The following is an 18,222-nucleotide window of genomic DNA, read 5'->3' as shown; positions in this document are numbered from 1 at the left end:
GATTGTGACGTCTTCCGTGACCCGCATTGCTCTCTCGTATCCCATCTGCACTGGCATCTCAAGGCGTCGACTTGGCGCGCTCATCGCCGAGTTGGCGGGCCCATGGATGGCGCGGGTCCTGCGATTCCAGCTTCCGCACGCGGCTCTGGCCGTCTTCTACGGCGTCGACCGCTCCACCATCACCCGGGCCGTCCACGAGATCCGCCCACTCCTGGCGGCGCGCGGCTTCGCAGTTCCCGGGGAGGTCGGACTGCGCTTGCAAACGATGGCTGATGTCTTCGCGTACGCCAGCGCGCAGGGCGTTGAGCTGCGGGTCGACGGAACCGAGGTACGGGTACGGCGCCCGAAGACCGGCAGGCCCGGCCGCCGGGCCTTCGTCTCCGGCAAGATGCGGCAGAACACGAAGAAGGTCACCGATATCACCGACGGGCAGGGCCGCACCCTGTGGACGGGCGCAAACCGGCCGGGCCATATGACCGATCAGACAGCAGTGAACACTGAAGGGATCGGTGATCTGTTCGAGCGGCATCCCACGGTCAAGGCCAAGGTCGACGCCGGATACCGGGACATGGCCGCCCGCAAGCAGCAGACCTCGGAGCGGAACGAGACCCATCTAGTGATCGCCGCCCTGGTCTCCGGCCGCACAGCCATGCGGTGATCATCCAACAGCCGAGCCGCCAGGCCAGCACATCCCGACCTCAGTCGTGCACCACGCCGTAACAGCCGCCATCGATCCACGAAGACCGGCTTCCGAAGAGCTGCGACGCTCCTGTCACCCCAGAAAAATCAGCTTGCACAACCCGTGAGCTGCGAGGAACCTCAGGTCTCGGTCGCGCGAGCGGCCGGCCCGTCAAGCCGGAAAGGAGTGCCGTGACCCGCGGCCTTGGACAGCAGCTGCTGCGGCTACTCCGTGCCCGCGCCGACGTTCCCGGCGTCCGAGCGTACCTGTCCGACGACCACCTGCCCGACCGGCCGACCGCGCAGCGACTCCGCCACGCGACAGCCGCCGTCGAGTCCGCGCGCGGCGGCAAGGCCGATGAACTGTCAGGTCTGTTGCTCGCCGTTGACCGCGACGGTGACCCCACGTTGCTTGCCGAAACCGGAGAGCTCCTGCTGCGGGCATCCCCCCGCCTGTGGCTCATGCTCGACGTGGCGACACGCGCTGCGTGGTCGCAGGCTCCGCGCTGGTCGGCGATCGCGGTACAGCGGCTGGTGCAAGCCGAGCCTCCCCTTCTGGGACTCACGGTCGCTGCGTTCCACCCCGACGGCCACGTCCGTGAGGCAGCCGTTGCGCGTCTGGCCGAACGCGACGAAACGCTGGTGCTCCCTGCACTGACGCTGCGGGCCTCCGACTGGGTGCCGCAGGTCCGTGATCGTGCCCGGGCGGCGCTCGAGCACCGCCTCGCCGAGCCCTCCGGTGCGGCGTTGGTCGCGGCCGCGGCGGTTGCCTTGGCTCTGCGGGAACGACGTGAGGGCCGCTGGCTGGCCAACCGCATCGAAACCGTGTTCCGGGAAGGCCCGGTCGAGTTGCTGACCGCTGCTCTTGCCGCACCGGACTGGCGCACCCGCCGTGCCGCACACCTGACCGCGCTCGCCGCCGGACGGCTCGACCTGGCGCAGATGCTCCACGCCGCCGAGCACGACGGCGACCTGCCGACCCGGATCCGATGCGCCGAAGCCGCGGTGAGGACCGCGGTCACGGCCGGAACCGCCGGCCTCGTCCGTCCTCTGCTGTCCAGTGGCACCGCAGTGGTACGCGCGGAGGCGGTACACGGGCTGGCCCGAACCGGCGACATCGCCCCCGCCATCGTCGCGCTTGCCGACCGCAACCCGATCGTGCGGGCGGTCGCTCAGGCCGCGCTGCGCCGTGCCGGGTCCGACCCGGTGGAGCAGTACCGGCGCCTCGTCATGACGTCCCGCCCCAAGCCAGGAGCCATTGCCGGCCTCGGTGAGACCGGGACCGCCGACGACGCCAAGCTCATCCCTTCCTGGCTCGATCACCCGCAGCCCCGCGGACGAGCAGAGGCTGTGCGCGCACTGCGCCGCCTGGGCGCAGCCGACCCAAACACCCTCTCCGGCATGCTCGCCGACCCGTCCGGCGCGGTCACCCGGCAGGTCACCACCGCGCTGCGCCCCTGGGCGTCCCGCCTTGACCCGCAACGCCTCCGGGAGCTCCTCACCGTGAGCAACCCGCACCACATCCGCGTGGCCGCCTACCGGCTGCTGCACGGACGGGACACCTGGACGCGACTGCTCATCGACCTCGAACTCGTCGCCGACCCAACACCCTCAATGCGCAACCGCGCCCGTAGCGACATCGCGACCTGGCTCACATACGAAGCCGCCACTACGCACTCGATGCCGCAAGGCCATACTGCCGATGCGCTGAACAAACAACTACGCGACGCCGAAGACGTGCTTGGCCCGGACCGGATCCGCCTACTGCGCTTCCACTTCGGGCTCAAAGCCCCATCAACGGCGTGAGCTCATTCAGTGAGCTCCTTCAGCATTGCCCCTCCAGGATGAGACAACGCCGAAAAGAGCTCCGTGCGTGCGGCTGGGCATCGCCGGCGAGATTCTCAGCAGCAGCAGCAGCAGCAGCCCGGCCGGGTCGGTCACCACCTGCACGTTCACCCGGTGCCGGGTGCGCGGTCGGCGAGCGGGTCGACTCCGGCTGCCGTGTGGGGGTGGCCGGCGCCGACGGAGATGCCCTGGTGCAGTGGTGACCCGCTCGACCAAAGCGGGAGGCAGGCCGGGTACGGCAGAGCACGGAACCAACACGGCTCCTGTGGCTGTGGGTTGAGACTTCGAACGCCTCCCCCAACGACACGGGAGCCGCGTGCGCTGCGAGCATCGATCCCGCCTGCTCTGGTGTTGGCGTGTGGCATGCTCCAGAAGTGGACACACTGGGGTGGATTCTGGTCGGACTGGTCGTCTTTCCAATACCTTTTATCTTTTGGTTCGGCTTGGTCCCATTGTGGGGCGAGCGACGGCTGAGACACGTGGGTAAGGAAGTCGTCGGCCGCTGTAGAAACGTTTCGGTCTCCGAGGGCAGCTACTCGACCAGCTTTGAATTCGTGACGGATTCGGGCCGGCAGGTGATGTACATATCGCCGCTCCGCAGAAGGATTCTGGGCACGCCCGGCGAGGAAACCCTTCTCGTGTACGACCCTGCCTCGCCGTGGCGACGGGTCCGCACTCGGGAGGAACTCGATTCGCGTTCTGAAGCGTGGCATCCTCTGTGGTGGCTGCTGGGCGTGGAAGCGATGATCGTGCCACTTCTTCTGCTGTATGTGCTGACGTACGTGATGTGACCGGGCGGGTTACGCAGGCGGGGTGCGCAACGCACGAGGCAAGGTCCAGGAGAACAAGTCCCAGGGCGGACGGATCACCGCGTCGCGCGGCCAGATGCGCGTCATGAACGGCGACCCGTTCTACGTGATCGCCTGAGCCTCGCCACACTCCCGCCAAGCCGGACAGGGTGCCTCTTCCCGCTCACCGGGGGATGGGGCACCCTGCCGGTTCCAGGAGGCCCCTCAGGCTGGTTCGTGCGTCCTCGTTCACCGTCGAACTCGGTGAAAACGGCTACCTCATCGGCTTCACCGACGACTACGAGTACCCCGCCGAGATGCCCTTCGGCTGGCGCTGCGGCCCGGTCACCGACGCCAACGCCGTCGTTCTGACCACCACCGACACCGGCCCCCTCCGGATGACCATCCAGGTCCACGATGCCCCACCGGCCCCGGAGACAGGCGGCGGGTGGGAGCCAGTTGAAGAAATCAGCCTGCGCGGCGACCTCCCCGCCCTCCACCTCGCGACACTGGAGTCGGGCGACGTCATGGACGCATGGCCTGACGAGGAACCGCCCCTTCACCTCCCGCCCGCCCCGGACGGCGGCGACTGGGTGCGCGCATGCGCCTGTCCTGCCATGCCGACGACCCTGAACCCGGCATCGGCGACCATGGGGAACGCCACCTGGTCCAACTCTGGCCCGCACCCCAGACGCCCCCGGTCCACCCGGACATCACCGAAGAAGACCGGCAGGCGCGCGCTGAGTACGCCCGCGGACCAGGCGTTGGCCGTGCACGGCTAGAGCCTCACCCAACCGACGCAGACGGAATGAGACCAAGGCTGGCGCTAGGGGGTGTCCCGGGCCGCCCCGGCGCGAGGACGGTCCTGAGACGTACGGGCCACCGCCTCCCTGGCGGCGGGCCCGGCTCCTGTGTGATCGGTGGGCGAGGGTGACGGTGATGGGCTCCTCGGGGCAGGCGGCGAGGCGTTCGGCGACCGCGCTCTGCTCGGCGGGGTCGATGCTCAGCAGGCAGCGGGTCTTGTCCGCGCACGAGCCGGTGAGGTAGGTGCACCAGTCACCGGGAGTGCGACGGCAGCCACTCGGTCGGGTCCTTGTCGGCCTTGGACCGGTTGGGAACGCGCGGGTTCGCGGAATCTCGGATGCCGAGGGCGAGAACCCGCACGCGAGGTAGCCGTTGGACGGCTTCTGGCCAGCGGGTTCGGGAGATTGGAAGATCGGAAGAGGACGCCGCCGTCGGGCGGGACGAGCGGTTGACCGGCCCGAGAGGGCGTTCAGGCGTCACGTATGCGCAGCAACAGGGCACCGGCCAACAGCGCCGCGGCGGCCCACCCGGCGGTCACGCCGAGGCCGGCCCAGGGGCTGATGGGCAGGCCAGGGAGGTCGGTGGTGGCCTGGATGGCGAGCCCGGCGTTCATCGGCGCGAACTTCTGGAACAGGCGCTGCCAGTGCGGATCGCCGATGGTCTGGGAGACGATGGGGACTATGTAGAGCAGGCCGAGGACAATCCCGATGCTGGTTGCGGAGTCCCGCACGGCGGTTGCCGTACCGAGACTCAGAAGGCCGATCAGGATCAGATAGAGGACCGTCCCGAAGACCGCGCGCAGCGTCGGCCCGTCGGACATGGACAGGGCCCGGTCGCCGAGGTAGGGCAGGATGAGCCGCCCGGCGAGCACCGATCCGAGGACGGCGACCGTTCCGTCGACGGCCACGACGCCGGTGAGGACCACGGCCTTGGCCGCGAAGACGGTCGCTCGCCGCGATATCGCCGTCAGGGTGGTGCGGATCATGCCCGAGCTGTACTCCCCGCTGATGATCTGCACGGCCAGGATGGCGACCAGCGCCTGACCGAGGTAGATGCCCATGAGGGTGACCTTGGTCGTGTCGCCGCCGCAGCCACTGGCCGTGCAGTGCACCACCGAGGTCGCCACGGTGCTGAGGGCCACCGTCGCCGCGACGGTACCCAGCAGCAGCCACAGAGGGCCGACGACGGTCCGCACCTTCGTCCATTCCGCGTGCAAGGCCAGTCTCAGCCCGGCCGCCACCTCCGCGCGGTCGGGGAGCGTCGGGTCGACATGCAGACAGTCCAGGGCGACGGGGTGAGCGCTGTCCTGCTGCCCCCACCACAAGGAACGGCCCACGATCCGCCCGTCGTCCTCGGCGATCCAGGTCCCCTCCGGCCGGTACATGCCCTGCTTCAACTCGTCCAGGTAGCGGTCGGCGTCGATCCACCCCACCGGTTCATCCACGATGACTGCTGCGACACTCTCTTGATCGGTCTCGGTCGTGGGGCGAAACAACACGTGTGCTCCTACTGCTTGGTGTACGTAGTGAAAGTCGCGCCGGTGGCGAAGACCCGGAAGTCGGTCAGCGTGAAGGCGGCAGGGTCGAATGCCGCGTGGAACAGCGGAACGCCGGCCCCGAACACCACCGGGCGGCGGTGGACCACGAGTTCGTCGACCTCGCGCAGCAACCGCCCGGCCAGCACCGGGCCGCCGCACAGCCAGATGCCCATGCCCCGCCGCCGCTTCAGGCCGCGGACGAACTCCGCCGGGTCCCCGGCGACGACATCGACGCCTGACGCGGGCCGTTTCAGGGACGAGGAGACCACGTACTGCCGAAGCCAGGGGTACGGGCTGTCGGCACCGGCCGCCCGAGCGGATTCGTAGACGCCGCGCCCCATGACGACCGTGTCGAACAATCTGTTCGCCGTGCTGACGACGCCCAGCGACCTGCGGGCATGGTCCGGGACGGTCTCGGGGTACTCGGCCAGAACGGCGGCCTTGAGATCGCCGTCGAAGCCGAAGTGGTCGCACTGTCCGTCGGGACCGGCGGTGAAGCCGTCGATACTGGAGCCGACGAGGCACGTGAGCATACGCACGCGGGTCCGATTCCGATCCGTTGCCACCAGGGACGAGATGACACTAGGCACCCCGATTCAGGCGGGCATCGGTCATCACGACGTAACGTGACCCGCCTTGCCCGGGAAGGCATCGGTAGCGGTGTCGGGTCGGTACCGGCGGGCCGGGGTGTCTGGGCCGCCCCTTCTCCCACGCCTGCGATGAAGTGGCCGCAGACCGTGCGGAGTTCACCGAACCAGCGGCCCTCCAAGGCTCGCGCACCCAGAGTTGCCCGAGGCGCATGTCCTCGCGGACGGTCTCGGCGGCGAGCGTCACCGTCTCCAGGGCGGGCAATGCCCTCAGTGTCCCCGGGAGGCACCCGACAGGATGAACGGCGCCTTGGCGTGGACGTTGAACGCGGCGACGAACATCTCGTCCGGAGTGGACTCGGTCGGCGCGAAGCCCCCGCCACCGGCGTTGTGCACCAGGACGTCAAGGGGGCCGTCGATGTCCTCCCGTACCTGCTCAACCAGCTTGCGCACCGACGCCGGGTCACTCAGCTCGGGTGTGGGGGTGCTCCGGCCGACTGGTGGAGGGGATCGGCGAGCCGCGGTGGCCGCAGGACCAGGGGGCGGGGGCCGGTCACTGGGGTGCCGGGGTGGCCTTCGTTCCTGTGGCCGATCCGTTGCCCGGCGTGTGTGGGTGGCCGCCGACGCGTGCGCGGCGTCGCGCCGACGGCCTCGTCGTCATGGCTGACCGGGCTCGGTTCAGGCGCGAGGGGCCGGCTCGGCGGCGTGGAACCTGCGCACCTCGTTGCGTAGGCGCGGGCCCCACTTGGTGAGGAGGGCCGCGATCTCCGGTGTGGCCACGTGCCGGTCGAGGGCCTCCTGGGACGCCCACTGTTCGAGCACCGTGACGGTTCCGGTTGCCGCGTCCTCCACGCAGAACGAGATCATCACGTTCCCGGGGTTCGCGGCGGCGAGCGGGTACGACGTCGCCCGTGCCTCGGCGACGAACGTCTCGACGTCCTCGGCGGGGGCGTACACCCGGCCGGCGATGATGATGGCTGTCCGGGCGTCGTCGTGGAGCTTGTTCGACGGATTCATCGTTCTTCCTCGTTCTTCGTGTCGGGTCAGGCGGTGGACTGGTAGGCGGGACAGGTGAGATGGCCCGTGTCGCCTGCCCTGTTCGTACGTGGCAGGGCCGGCGGGCGCTAGCGGCAGGCCGGTGCGGAGCCGTTCCACCGGGTCGGGGTTGGCGATGAAGGCGCGGCCGAAGCCGATCAGGTCGGCGCCGAGGCCGAACCAGTGGTCGGTGGCGGCCCGGTCGGCCTGCTTGGGATGGCGTTCGCGTACGAGCGGACTGGTCGGGCACTTCGAGGAGGTCCAGGGCGCGGGGGACCGGCGTGGGCCGGCCGGGGTGAACACTTCGCCGCCGTGCATGATCTGGGCGAAGACGTGCCCGCCGTTGGCGTGTACGGCGTCGGTGACGGGCCGCCAGGAAGCCACCTGCTCGTCGGTGTGCGGGCCCGGGTGTTCGGCTTGGACTGCCCGATCGGGCTGGGCTGCACCCCATCGGTGACGATCAGCCCTGCGGTGGCCCGCTGGGCGTGGAAGGCCGCCATGGACGGGGTGGTGAGGCTCCCAACCCCGGCCCGGACCCGGGCTATCGGGCCCATCACGACCCGGTCGGGCAGCTCCGGGCCGCCTAGGCGGTGGCGGTCGAACAGCGTGGTCAAGCCGGAACTCCTTCGTACCGTCGAAGGCCCGGGAGCAGCGGGCCCGACCGGTACGCTAGAACCTGACATCGATGTGAGCTGCAAGTCTTGGGCCAAGGTCACGGTCGGGAGAGTGAGATGCGGATCGGTGAACTCGCGGCGCGGACCGGGGTGAGTGTCCGTTCGCTGCGCTACTACGAGGAGCAGGGACTGCTCGTCAGCACCCGTAGCAGCGGCGGGCAGCGGCACTTCACAGAGGGCGACATCGAGCGGGTCGACTTCATCCAGCGCCTGTACGTGGCCGGGCTGTCGAGCCGCACCATCATGGAACTGATGCCGTGTCGCGATGCGCCCAGCGACGAGAACTCCGACTCCGCGCTGGAACGCATGGCCCAGGAGCGCGACCGACTCTCCGCCCACATTGAGGAGTTGCTGCGCACCCGCGACTCGCTCGACGGCCTGATGGCCGCGGCCCGGGCCGACCGGGACGGCCGCCGGACCGCCGCATGAGGAGGTCTGGACGGTCTCGCCGGTGTTCAGGCGAGGAACTCGGTGGTGACCTTGGTGAACCAGCGGGGATCCTCTTCGGCGACGAAGTGCCCCGTTGACGCGACCTCGCTTCGCAGGCTTTTCGCGTGCGGGCTCAGGGCATCGGCGGCGGCTGTGCCGGAGTGGGTGCTGCCGATGGCCAGGACGGGCATGGGCAGTGGCCGGTCGGCCAGCAGGGCACGGTTGTCCCGTCCGTCCTCAAGGAGGGTGCGGTAGTGCTCGAAGCCGCCGCGAAGCCGGTCCCGCCCGGTGTAGGAATCCGCGTACGCGGTGAGGTCGTCGGGACTGAAGGTGCCGGGGTTGGACATGGCGGTGAAGGTGGCGGTGACGAACTCCAGTTCGTGCCCGTCGAAGAGCATCTCGGGGACGTGGGGGGTCATGAAGAAGCCGAAGTGCCACATGCCGCCCTCGGCGACGTTCATCGCCTCCTCCAGACCAAGGCTCGGCAGCAGCGCGTCGACCAGGATGAGCCGGTCGATGTCGTCGGGGTAGGCGGCTGCCCATGCCAGGGCGACCATCGCGCCGATGTCGTGGCCGGCCACAGCCACCGGGCCAGGGAGGCCGAGTTCCTTGAGGATCCCCTGCATGTCACGTGCCTGGTTGGTTTTTGTGTAACCGGCCTCGGGGCGATCGCTGGAACCGGTGCCCCGCAGGTCGGGTACTACCACGGTGTGCCGCTCGGCGAGGTCCGGCATGACGCGCGCCCATGCACGTGAGGTCTGCGGCCAGCCGTGGAGCAGGACCAGAACCGGGCCGCTGCCGCCGACCGCGACGGCGAGATTGGTGTTGTTGGTCGGGATCCGGCGGATCTCGAAACCCTCCGGAACCCAGTCGAAAGTGCTCATGAGCACCCCTCTTTCGGTGTACGAGTGAATGTGAGTGCTGCGCCGGGCACACAGGGTGCGGCGTCCGCCGGCCGGCGCCCGAGGCCCGGCCGTCATGGCGGCGAGACGTCCGTCACGTGCTGCGGGTGCCGAGTTTCCGCAGACGTGCTTCACCGATCGTGGACAGCATGTCGGTGTGCTCTGGCCGCCATCCCAGTTCCTGCGGTGCGCGCACGGCACGCAGCCGGCTGGAGGCTGCCATGACGAGGGCCCCGAACTCGCCCCAGACCAGGGCCGCTTCCTGCGGTGTGACGCTGCGGGTGTCGCAGCCGAGGTCGCCCGCGACTCTCTCCGCGATCCAGCGGTTGGGCACTTCCCCGGCCACAGCGTGGTAGAGCCCTCCCGGGCGTCCCGCTTCCAGGGCGAGGGTGAACAGGCGGGTCACGTCGTCGATGTGGACGTGGCTGTAGGTGTTCAGTCCGGGCCCGACGTAGCAGGCCGCGCCGGTCGCGGCGACCGACTGGTAGGTCATCGGCACGTGTCCGTGGTCGCCGGGGCCCCATATCAGGCCGGGGCGGACGACCATGGCGCGCAGCCTGTCGGAGGCGGCGGCCAGGACGGTGTCCTCGGCGGCTTTGCGGGAGGTCGCCAGGGGTTCGACGGTGAAGGGGTCGTGCTCGGCGAAACTGTCCTGGCTCCAGGCACCCGCGGTGCGCTGCAGGAGCACACCGCTGCCGGAGAGGAAGATCAACGTCTTTCCCGTTCCCGCCATGGCGCGGGTCAGGCTCTCGACGGTTTCCGTCTCGAGCACCGGGTCGGGCTGGGCGGTGTAGAGGACGGCATCGGCCCGCAGGGCCGCCTCGATCGTGGCAGAGCGCCTGGAATCCAGGTCTGCGGTCACGGGGGCGATCCCGTCCGCGGCGAGCGCGACTGCGGCGGCGTCGGTGCGGGCCAGGCCGGTGACCAGGTGTCCGCGGGCTGTCAGATGGCGTGCGAGGGCGCGGCCGACGAAGCCGGTGGCGCCGATGACGAAGACGTTCACAGCGCCATGCCTCAGCCGGGCAGAGCGCTGAGCTCGCCGCCGTCGGCGAACAGGATGGAGCCGTTGACGTAGCTGCTGGCCGGGCCGACCAGGAACGAGACGATACCGGCGATCTCGCTCGGGTCGCCCGCCCGGCCACGCGCGTTGGTCCTGTCCAGGACCGCGGTGTGCTCGCCGAGCATCGCCGAGGTGCCCTCGGTGTGCACGGGGCCCGGAGACACGGCGTTGACCCGCACGCCGGACGGGCCGAACTCGGTGGCCCAGTACCGGGTGAGGATCTCCACACCGGCCTTGGAAGCACCGTACGCCGCGCCGACCGGAGCCGGCATACGCGCCGCACTCGACCCGACCAGCACGATCGATCCCCGTCCCCGCTCCGCCATGCCGGGCGCCAGGACACCGACCAGCAGGAACGGGGCCCGCGTGTTGACCGCGATGTGCCGGTCGAAACTCGCGGCGTCGGTCGCGGGGGTCGGCGCGAACTCGTACAGGCCCGCGTTGCTCACCAGAATGTCCACGTCGCCGGCCCGCGAGGCCAGCTTCAGTGTGTCCTCGGCGTCGGTGAGATCAGCGGCGACGAAACGGGCGATGCCACCCTCGTACGCGATCTCCTTCACCAGGGCCTCACCACGGGCCTGGTCCCGCCCGTGCACCACGACCTCGGCCCCTTGCCGGGCCAGGCTCTGCGCGACGGCCTTGCCAATACCCGACGTCGCTCCGGTGACCAGTGCGGTACTGCCCCGCAAAGCGGTGCTGATGTTCATCTCGGTCTCTCTCGTCGTTGTCATAACGCCTCAGCGGGCGGATCCCACGCAGGGCGCCCTCCCTCAACAACTATGCACAGCAGATGTTCTGCTTGCAAGAACATCTGTGAGGTAGCGCTTGGGTGCTAGATTGGACGGGTGAGCGCAGCAACTTCCGAACACGACAAGCGGCGCGGCGAGACCGAAGACCTGGCGCTGGAGACCGATCTGGGCTGGGCGATCCGCATGGTCTCCGCCGCGTTCAGCCGCGTCGCCACCGAATCCGTCTCCGAACTGCCCGGAGGTCCGCGCGGCTACCTCGTACTGGTCGCCCTGGCCGGCGGCGAACCACCCACACAACTTGCCCTCGCCAAAGAGGTCAGCCTGGACCGCACCGTGATGACCTACCTGCTCGACGACCTCGAAGCACACGAACTCATCACCCGAAGGCCCGACCCCCGCGACCGACGTGCACGCCAGGTCCTCATCACCGACACCGGACGCACCCGGCTCAAGCAGGTACGACAAGGCCTGTCCGCCGCCGAGGCACGCCTCCTCGCCGAGCTCAGCGACCGGGACGCCGAAGAACTGCGCACCCTCCTCTCCCGGGTCGCGCAGACCGCCCAGCGAGAGTCGATCGCCCCTGAAGAAACGGACTGCTGAGAAGCAGCCTCCACACCTTGCGAGCCGGTGACACCGCAGGTTCTGCCGGCCGCGGCGCGACCGGTCGACCCGGTGCACGGCGTCCTTTCGGCCGACCGAAGAGAGGGGCAGCTCCACCATGCCCCCGCCGGTATCCGGCGGACGTGGTCACCCGTCTTCCGGGCCCACCGGGCTTCCAGCGAAGCTTCAGGACGGTCAGCGACTGGTTGCCGGTCCACTGGGTGGACAGGGAGCGGACGGCCTCGGGTCGCCAGGGCGGAACAGGCGCGCTCTTGTCCGGGGCAGAGGCCGGCCGTCGTCGGTCTGGCGGGGCGCGATGTGGATGTGCGGGTGGAAGACGTGCTGGGCCGTCTCGGCGCCCTTCGAGGTGACTTCACTCCTCCAAGCCTCGGCGGTCGTACACCGCCTGGCTTTCCCGGATCTGGCCGGCGTGTTCGACGGTCCACACGTAGAGGTGGCTGAACGGCTCACGGAGGGAGTGCCCCAACGGGGTCAACGAGTACTCGACTCCCACGGGAGATGTGGGCAGTACCGTGCGCACGACCATGCCGTTGCGCTCCAACCGGCGCAGTGTCTGGGTGAGAACTCGCTGGGTGATGCCCTCGAGTCGCCGCTTGATGTCGTTGAAGCGCCTCGGTTCTTCGAGCACTGCCATCACCATCAGCGACCACTTGTCGGCTATCTGGTCGAGGATTGGCCGCGCGGGGCAGTCGGCCCGGAAGGCCGGCATGGTCGCGTCTGCCCGGTCCACGCCGGCCATTGCGTCAGCACTCATATCGGTATCCTCCAGGATCCCTGGGATGCCCAGAGTGCGTTATTGACGCTTCGTCCGGACACCACAACAGTACGTATCCACTGGTAACTACGTGCACTCAGGCCCCTTGGCACCGCATGAACGACGGGGCCAGGAAACGGACAGCCTTGAATCAGCACGACTACGCACATCTCCACGTGACCATCGATACGGGCGTCGCTCACGTGACCATCGACAACCCGCCCGTCAACGTCCTTGGCTTCGGCTTGATGACCGAGCTGAGCAGCCTGCTGACCTCACTGGCTGACGACGCCTCAGTCCGGGTGATCGTCTTCGACAGCGCGGACCCGGACTTCTTCATCGCCCATGTCGACATGACACTTGGCGAGGACCAGGGCGCCGTAGCAGAGCTGATGGCCCGCGCGCCGAAGGACCTCAATCCGTTCCAGGCCCTCAACGAGCAGTTGAGGAAGCAGCCGCAGGTCACCATCGTCAAGCTGGCCGGGCTGGCCCGTGGCGGTGGCGCGGAGTTCGTGACCGCCGCCGACCTGGCGTTCGCTGCCATTGGCCGGGCAGGCCTCGGACAGATCGAGGCCCTCATGGGCATCGTCCCCGGTGGCGGCGGAACCCAGTATCTCGCCCACCGCATCGGTCGCAATCGGGCGCTCGAGGTTGTGCTCGGAGCCGGACTGTTCGACGCCGGTACCGCCGAACGCTATGGCTGGGTCAACCGTGCCCTGCCCGCCGACGAGCTGGACGACTTCGTGGACCAGCTCGCCCGCAACATCGCAGGGCTGTCGGACGGCGTCGTCGCGGCCGCCAAGAGCGCCATCCGCCCCGCGGATCTCAGCGAGGGAATGGTGCGCGAGAGTGAGGCGTGGGGTGGGCTGGTCTTCCTTCCGGCAGCCGGAGAGCTGATGGCTGGAGGGCTTGGCGGCGGCGCCCAGACACCGGACGGGGAACGCGACCTGGAGGGGCTGTTCCGGCGGCTGCGGCCCGTTTCGGGAACGACCGACTGAACCCGCACCAGAACAGGCCGGTTCCGATGCCGCCCCTGGAATCTGCGGCACCAGGACTGGCTCCGAGCTCACAACGCGGTCGCGAATCGATGAATGTCCGCGCCCGTGGCGTCGAGGTAGTCGGAAGCACCGTTGCGGAAGATCGAGCGGCGTGCGTGATGCCGAGGTTGCCGCGGTCGGCAACAGCGAAGCGAGTGCTGCCTCGTCGGTGTTGGCGGGCATCCGCCAAGAGGTGGGTGTGGGCAAGCGGTGGGTGTGGGCAAGCGGTGGGTGTGGGGGCGACCGTGCCGAACACCCCTGCCTGGTCCCGCAGCACGGCCGGACGGCGATGGACTCGCCCCGTCGGCGAGCATCACCGCCAGGTCGGTGGTGACCCGGCCCGGATCATGCCCGGTCCCGCGCGGCCGAAGCGGCCTGAGAACGGCGGAGCAGGCGGCGGTCGGCCCGGTGACATCAGCGAGATCCGCCGGTGACCGTGCCCTGGCATGCCACCGCCGGTTCGCGGGCGGCGGCGGCGGACGGGTCGGCCGGCCGCGTCGCCGTCAGGACCCGTGGGTGACGCTCACCCGCACGGTCAGCGAGCCCCTGTTGTCCTCGGAGCAGGACCCGGCCGTGTCGTTCATCCCCAGCTCCAGGTCACCGTTCCCGGTGGCCCGGAACGTCAGCTTCGTTCCGACCGCGTAAATGGGGAAGTCCTTGGTGCCCACCAGACGCGCCACCAGGGTGCCGAACGGAGCCGAGGCCTTGACCTTGCAGTCCTGCGCGCCGTCGAGCCGCTGGTTGGTCTCCGCGTCGTACCCGGCCGGCCCGGTCATGGGCATGTTCCGGGTGTCGGCCGTCCATTCCCCGGCGACGAACCGCACCGTGACCTGGTCGCCCTTGGCCACCGAGACTCCCGGCACCTTCTGCCAGCCGGTCGCCGACTCGACGACCTGGTTGACGGTCGTCGTCTTCGGGCCGTCCTCGGGCGGCAGTATGCCGGTGAGGAAGAGACCGCCCACGACACCGGCCGCGAGGACGACCGTGCCGGCCAGCGCCCACAGCAGCCGCCTCGGCCCTCTCCGGGGGGACGGCGGGGCGACCGGGGCGCCGACGGACGTGGTGTGCCGCGCCGTCATCGCCGTACCGGTCGGGCCCGCCGTCCCGGACGGATGGAGCTGGTGGTGGCCGCCGGTGACGGTGTCCGCGTAGGCGGCCGGGGCCGTGAACGACGCGGTGGCTGCCGTGGTCTGCGCCGGGGAGGGCGCGAACACGCGCACCGTCGGTGTCGGCAGCGGCTCGACGTACGTGGCCCCCGATGCCACGCTCCACAGCGCCGACCGTACGACGGCCGACTGCGGGCGCTCTTGCGGGGCCTTGCGCAGCAGCGCCTCGACGACCGGCCGCAGCGGGCCGAGCCGCTCCGTCAGGGCGGGTTCCTCGTACGCCACGGCGTGCAGCGTCGAGGGTGCCGCCGGTCTGCGGAACGGGGACTGCCCGCCGCAGACCGTGGCCAGGGTCGCGCCCAGGGACCACAGATCGGAGGCCGGGCCCACCTCCGCCCCCATCACCCGCTCGGGCGCCATGAACTCCAGGGAACCGACCAGTTCACCGGTGGTCGTCAGGAACTGGCCGTCGTCCAGTGCCGCGATGCCGAAGTCGGTGAGGACGGCACTGTCGTCGTGGCGCAGCAGGACGTTGGCCGGTTTCACGTCGCGGTGCAGGGCGCCGGCCGCGTGCACGGCCTCCAGAGCGTCGAGCAGTTGCAACCCGAGGGCGGCGGTGTGCTGCGGGGTGAGCGGTCCGGTGTCGGCGATCCGGTGGGCGAGGGAGGGGCCCTCGACGAGTTCCATCACGATCCACAGGCCGCGCTCCGACTCCACCAGGTCGTGGACGCCGACCACATGGGGATGCGGCACCCGGGCGACGGCGCGGGCCTCGCGGACGGCTCGGCGCACACGGGTGCGCTGCGACTCGTCGTCCTGGGCGAGGACATGCAGCTCCTTGGCGGCGACCGGACGGTCCAGCAACTCGTCGTGAGCGCGCCAGACCGTACCCATGCCGCCCCTGCCGAGGACGTCGTGGAGGCGGTAGCGGCCGGCGATCAGCTGCTCCGGCTCGCGGTCCGAACGGGGCGCGGCCTGGTGATCGCCGTCTCGGGACATCGCACGCTCTCTCACGTCTCTCTTCCGGCGGCGCGGAAGGGCCGCCGCCGACGGTTCTCTGTTCGAACGCGGCCGAGCATAGCGGAGCGACAGTGGGGAACCGGCCATCAACTCCGTTGTGGAGATGGGCATTTGGGCACGGCTGCGTCGGCGGGGCACTTCGTCGCCGAAGAGGATCCGCGCTGGTTCACCGAGATCACCACCGAGTTCCTCGCCTGCCCCAACGGTGCCGTTGTGTTCAGCGCCCTTGCGACCGCCGCCGCCTATCTCATCGGCAAGGACCCAGCCGGCGAGACCGTCCAGGCCTCCTCACGCGGCGGTCCGGCGGCCGTCGCGGTCGGCCTGGGCCGCGGCCACCAGGCCGTCGAGGGAGTCACGGGTGTGCGGCAGGCCCACGACGCGAGGATCTTCTCAGCCGGATCGCCCGGCGTACGACTGGCTCGGGGCCCGGCCGTGTCGGGCGGGTGTGCTGGTTCATCCGGTCACGGGTGGGAAGAAGGCGGTGCGGGTGAGGAAGTCCCTGATGAGCCGGCGCCAGACGAACCACTCGTGGCCGCCGTTGACGAAGTCCGCGGTCGAGCAGGACCGGTGCCCCGCCGGTCCAGGTGACTCTCGACGAGCATGTCAACGCCGCCCGGCGGAAGTTCGGGGAGTTGGCCGACGAGTTCCTGCGGCTGTACCCGGCCGCCACGGACGACGAGGCCGCGTGGGCGAGCAGCCAGGCTGTGCGCGACAACTCCCGCATCTCGACGTACCTGTGGGCCACGGACTGGACCCGGCACGCCACCCGCCCCGTCCGGACGTACTTCTGGACGCATCGCGCCCCGGCCCAGGGACCCGGCCCGCGCCGCGCCTGCCATGGCTCCGAGATCGACTACGTCTTCGGCAACCCCGCTCCCGGCACCGGGCCGTGGACCGACGAGGACCGCGAGAGGGCGGAGACCGTCTCCTCGTAACGTCTACCTGGGCCTGCGGCTGCGGGAACGCGAACTCGTCGAGGTCGTCCAGGTGATGGGTGGCCGTCGGCACCACGTCCTCGGCTACGTCACGATCCCGACGCTCGCCGCCCCGTTCTTCGCCGCGCTCAAGACGGGCGGACCACTGGCCATCCTCGGCGTCATCGGCGGCGAGTTCATCGCCTCCTCCGAAGGCGTCGGCCATCAGCTGTTCACCTCGGCCCAGAACCTGGACGCGGCGAGCGAGTTCGCCGGACTGATCATCCTCGTAGCCATGACACTCGTCCTCAACGGCGCGCTCACCGCGCTCGACACCTATGCCCTCGAACGCCTCGGCCTCGCAGCCCGCCGGACACCGCGCCGGGACCGGGGCGGAGCACATCCGAAGAACGAGAAGGGACTTGACGCTCGATGAACGCATCCCCTCACCTCCCTGGTGGGCACCGGCCCCAAGGGCTCACCCGCAGAACCGTGCTCGGCGCCGTCACGGCGACCGCCGCCACCGCCGTGCCGCTGTCGGCCGCCGCTCCGGCCAAGGCGACATCGAGCCGCGGAGGCGACCTCGTCTACGTCGGCACCTGGGGACGGGGACAGGTCCACGCGATCCGTTTCGACCCGGCCGACGGAACCATGACGCCCATCGGATCCGTCGCGCAGGTCACCTCCAACTGGGTGACCGCACACCCGACCCGCCCGGTCCTGTACGTCGCCGGCAGCGAACAGGGCGGATACATCCGCGTCTTCCGCATCGACGACACCTCGGCGGCCCTTGAACAGATCGGCGAGATCGAGACGGAGAGCGTGCCGGCCGGCAGCGGCGGACTGTCGTACATCGGCGTGGACGCTCGCTCCCAAACCCTGCTGGTCGCGGACTTCGCGGCCGGCACCGCGGCCACCGTGCCGATCGAACGGGACGGCGGCCTCGGTACGGTGGCCTCCCGCGTGCAGGACACCGGCTCCGGCCCCAACCCGCGACAACTCGGGCCGCATCCTCACCATGTGGTCATCGACCCGAGCCGCCGGTTCGCTCTGGTCGCGGACTTCGGTGCCGACCGGGTCTTCGTCTACCGCTACGACCAGGAAACCCGCGCCCTGTCCGCCGCCACACCTGACGGCCCCGGCGCCTACGCGACGGCGCCGGGGTCAGGGCCACGCCGCCTCGCGTTCCATCCGAGTGGCCACACGGTCTACCTGCTCGACGAACTGACCGCCGACATCCAGGCCCTGAGCTGGGACACGGCGCGCGGAGAGTTGACCAAGTTGCAGAGCCTGACGACCAACGCGCCGGACCACACCGGCACCACCAGCGCCGCCGAACTGGCCATCAGCCGCGACGGCCGCTTCGTCTACACGTCCAACCGGGGTGAGAACACCCTGGTGGTCTTCTCCTCGGACCCCAGGACCGGCCTGCTCGCCGAGAAGCAGCGCATCTCCTGTGCGGGCGTCACACCCTGGAGCTTTGCTCTCCACCCAGGCGGGCGGTGGCTGTTCGTCGCCAACGAGGCGAGCAGCACGGTGAACCTCTTCCGCGTCGACCCGCGGTCCGGGCGGCTCACGGACACCGGCGCGTCCGTGACCGTACCGAACCCGGACTGCATCAGCTTCCGCGTGTCCGCCTCAACAGCCCGTCTTGAGTAGGGCCGCGAGGAGCACCACCAGGC

At 69.8% G+C, this 18,222-nt stretch carries 18 protein-coding genes and 2 pseudogenes; 10 read left to right on the top strand and 10 right to left on the bottom strand.

From position 1 onward, the window contains the following. Nucleotides 1-106 precede the first annotated feature (106 nt). From ACGFZQ_RS35180 to ACGFZQ_RS35165, 4 genes are all read left to right on the top strand, one after another. The gene (locus ACGFZQ_RS35180; RefSeq protein WP_393843756.1) at nt 107-658 is read left to right on the top strand and encodes a transposase family protein; all 552 of its coding nucleotides are present in this window, start codon (nt 107-109) and stop codon (nt 656-658) included. Between the two features lie 212 nt (nt 659-870). Further along, nucleotides 871-2,484, top strand: coding sequence for a hypothetical protein (locus tag ACGFZQ_RS35175; RefSeq protein WP_393843755.1), 1,614 nt, complete (start codon nt 871-873; stop codon nt 2,482-2,484). A 413-nt stretch (nt 2,485-2,897) separates the two neighbouring features. After that, the gene (locus tag ACGFZQ_RS35170) at nt 2,898-3,314 is read left to right on the top strand and encodes a hypothetical protein (RefSeq protein ID WP_393843754.1); all 417 of its coding nucleotides are present in this window, start codon (nt 2,898-2,900) and stop codon (nt 3,312-3,314) included. Between the two features lie 191 nt (nt 3,315-3,505). Then, entirely contained in the window at nt 3,506-4,093 is a 588-nt protein-coding gene (locus ACGFZQ_RS35165; RefSeq protein ID WP_393843753.1) for a hypothetical protein, read from the top strand. 491 nt (nt 4,094-4,584) lie between these two features. On the opposite strand, the gene ACGFZQ_RS35160 is transcribed toward ACGFZQ_RS35165, so the two are convergent. From ACGFZQ_RS35160 to ACGFZQ_RS35140, 5 genes and pseudogenes are all read right to left on the bottom strand, one after another. Further along, nucleotides 4,585-5,559, bottom strand: a complete 975-nt coding sequence (locus tag ACGFZQ_RS35160) for an ABC transporter permease (protein ID WP_393843752.1) — start codon at nt 5,557-5,559, stop codon at nt 4,585-4,587. A gap of 62 nt (nt 5,560-5,621) precedes the next feature. Beyond that, nucleotides 5,622-6,185: a dihydrofolate reductase family protein gene (locus ACGFZQ_RS35155; RefSeq protein WP_393843854.1), complete on the bottom strand. Its 564-nt coding sequence runs from the start codon at nt 6,183-6,185 to the stop codon at nt 5,622-5,624. A gap of 324 nt (nt 6,186-6,509) precedes the next feature. Next, the gene (locus tag ACGFZQ_RS35150; protein ID WP_393843853.1) at nt 6,510-6,710 is read right to left on the bottom strand and encodes an SDR family NAD(P)-dependent oxidoreductase; all 201 of its coding nucleotides are present in this window, start codon (nt 6,708-6,710) and stop codon (nt 6,510-6,512) included. Between the two features lie 207 nt (nt 6,711-6,917). Continuing rightward, nucleotides 6,918-7,202: pseudogene (locus ACGFZQ_RS35145) on the bottom strand (putative quinol monooxygenase); the annotation flags it as partial. An 80-nt stretch (nt 7,203-7,282) separates the two neighbouring features. After that, nucleotides 7,283-7,888, bottom strand: a pseudogene (locus ACGFZQ_RS35140) (hypothetical protein). Between the two features lie 117 nt (nt 7,889-8,005). On the opposite strand from ACGFZQ_RS35140, the gene ACGFZQ_RS35135 reads away from it, so the two are divergent. Continuing rightward, nucleotides 8,006-8,377, top strand: a complete 372-nt coding sequence (locus tag ACGFZQ_RS35135; RefSeq protein ID WP_393843751.1) for a MerR family transcriptional regulator — start codon at nt 8,006-8,008, stop codon at nt 8,375-8,377. A gap of 26 nt (nt 8,378-8,403) precedes the next feature. Here the strand turns inward: ACGFZQ_RS35135 and ACGFZQ_RS35130 are convergent, their stop codons facing one another. From ACGFZQ_RS35130 to ACGFZQ_RS35120, 3 genes are all read right to left on the bottom strand, one after another. Next, nucleotides 8,404-9,261 carry an alpha/beta fold hydrolase gene (locus ACGFZQ_RS35130; protein WP_393843750.1) on the bottom strand — a complete coding sequence of 286 codons (858 nt, stop codon included), beginning with the start codon at nt 9,259-9,261 and terminating at the stop codon, nt 8,404-8,406. A gap of 112 nt (nt 9,262-9,373) precedes the next feature. Continuing rightward, nucleotides 9,374-10,282, bottom strand: coding sequence for an NAD-dependent epimerase/dehydratase family protein (locus ACGFZQ_RS35125; protein WP_393843749.1), 909 nt, complete (start codon nt 10,280-10,282; stop codon nt 9,374-9,376). Nucleotides 10,283-10,293: 11 nt separating this feature from the next. Further along, nucleotides 10,294-11,046, bottom strand: a complete 753-nt coding sequence (locus ACGFZQ_RS35120; RefSeq protein WP_393843748.1) for an SDR family NAD(P)-dependent oxidoreductase — start codon at nt 11,044-11,046, stop codon at nt 10,294-10,296. 138 nt (nt 11,047-11,184) lie between these two features. On the opposite strand from ACGFZQ_RS35120, the gene ACGFZQ_RS35115 reads away from it, so the two are divergent. Continuing rightward, nucleotides 11,185-11,688, top strand: coding sequence for a MarR family winged helix-turn-helix transcriptional regulator (locus tag ACGFZQ_RS35115; protein ID WP_393843747.1), 504 nt, complete (start codon nt 11,185-11,187; stop codon nt 11,686-11,688). A gap of 373 nt (nt 11,689-12,061) precedes the next feature. Here ACGFZQ_RS35115 and ACGFZQ_RS35110 read toward each other — a convergent pair whose 3' ends face one another. Further along, the gene (locus ACGFZQ_RS35110; RefSeq protein ID WP_393843746.1) at nt 12,062-12,463 is read right to left on the bottom strand and encodes a winged helix-turn-helix transcriptional regulator; all 402 of its coding nucleotides are present in this window, start codon (nt 12,461-12,463) and stop codon (nt 12,062-12,064) included. A 146-nt stretch (nt 12,464-12,609) separates the two neighbouring features. Between ACGFZQ_RS35110 and ACGFZQ_RS35105 the strand changes: the two genes are divergently transcribed. Next, nucleotides 12,610-13,461, top strand: a complete 852-nt coding sequence (locus ACGFZQ_RS35105) for an enoyl-CoA hydratase/isomerase family protein (protein ID WP_393843745.1) — start codon at nt 12,610-12,612, stop codon at nt 13,459-13,461. Nucleotides 13,462-14,003: 542 nt separating this feature from the next. Here ACGFZQ_RS35105 and ACGFZQ_RS35100 read toward each other — a convergent pair. After that, nucleotides 14,004-15,605: a serine/threonine-protein kinase gene (locus ACGFZQ_RS35100; protein ID WP_393843744.1), complete on the bottom strand. Its 1,602-nt coding sequence runs from the start codon at nt 15,603-15,605 to the stop codon at nt 14,004-14,006. A 605-nt stretch (nt 15,606-16,210) separates the two neighbouring features. Between ACGFZQ_RS35100 and ACGFZQ_RS35095 the strand changes: the two genes are divergently transcribed. The 3 genes from ACGFZQ_RS35095 to ACGFZQ_RS35085 are packed head-to-tail and all read left to right on the top strand — an operon-like array spanning nt 16,211 to nt 18,199. Continuing rightward, nucleotides 16,211-16,561: a hypothetical protein gene (locus ACGFZQ_RS35095; RefSeq protein ID WP_393843743.1), complete on the top strand. Its 351-nt coding sequence runs from the start codon at nt 16,211-16,213 to the stop codon at nt 16,559-16,561. After that, a complete protein-coding gene (locus tag ACGFZQ_RS35090) occupies nt 16,464-16,976 on the top strand; it encodes an ABC transporter permease (RefSeq protein WP_393843742.1) in 513 nt (170 codons plus the stop codon). Before ACGFZQ_RS35095 ends, ACGFZQ_RS35090 begins: the two co-directional genes overlap by 98 nt. Beyond that, nucleotides 16,973-18,199, top strand: coding sequence for a lactonase family protein (locus tag ACGFZQ_RS35085; protein WP_393843741.1), 1,227 nt, complete (start codon nt 16,973-16,975; stop codon nt 18,197-18,199). Before ACGFZQ_RS35090 ends, ACGFZQ_RS35085 begins: the two co-directional genes overlap by 4 nt. Nucleotides 18,200-18,222 lie beyond the last annotated feature (23 nt).

It is taken from the genome of Streptomyces sp. NPDC048254 (assembly GCF_043201895.1).
Lineage (GTDB): Bacteria > Actinomycetota > Actinomycetes > Streptomycetales > Streptomycetaceae > Streptomyces.
Note: the sequence above shows the minus strand (reverse complement) of the source record. Positions and strands in the feature narration are given on the sequence as shown.

Bases quoted from the DNA above. Each gene is read 5' to 3' on its own strand.
- ACGFZQ_RS35110 (WP_393843746.1), bottom strand. From the start codon at position 12,463: ATGAGTGCTGACGCAATGGCCGGCGTGGACCGGGCAGACGCGACCATG.
- ACGFZQ_RS35155 (WP_393843854.1), bottom strand. From the start codon at position 6,185: ATGCTCACGTGCCTCGTCGGCTCCAGTATCGACGGCTTCACCGCCGGT.
- ACGFZQ_RS35090 (WP_393843742.1), top strand. From the start codon at position 16,464: ATGGCTCCGAGATCGACTACGTCTTCGGCAACCCCGCTCCCGGCACCG.
- ACGFZQ_RS35120 (WP_393843748.1), bottom strand. From the start codon at position 11,046: ATGAACATCAGCACCGCTTTGCGGGGCAGTACCGCACTGGTCACCGGA.
- ACGFZQ_RS35180 (WP_393843756.1), top strand. From the start codon at position 107: ATGGCGCGGGTCCTGCGATTCCAGCTTCCGCACGCGGCTCTGGCCGTC.
- ACGFZQ_RS35085 (WP_393843741.1), top strand. From the start codon at position 16,973: ATGAACGCATCCCCTCACCTCCCTGGTGGGCACCGGCCCCAAGGGCTC.
- ACGFZQ_RS35100 (WP_393843744.1), bottom strand. From the start codon at position 15,605: ATGTCCCGAGACGGCGATCACCAGGCCGCGCCCCGTTCGGACCGCGAG.
- ACGFZQ_RS35130 (WP_393843750.1), bottom strand. From the start codon at position 9,261: ATGAGCACTTTCGACTGGGTTCCGGAGGGTTTCGAGATCCGCCGGATC.
- ACGFZQ_RS35165 (WP_393843753.1), top strand. From the start codon at position 3,506: ATGGGGCACCCTGCCGGTTCCAGGAGGCCCCTCAGGCTGGTTCGTGCG.
- ACGFZQ_RS35135 (WP_393843751.1), top strand. From the start codon at position 8,006: ATGCGGATCGGTGAACTCGCGGCGCGGACCGGGGTGAGTGTCCGTTCG.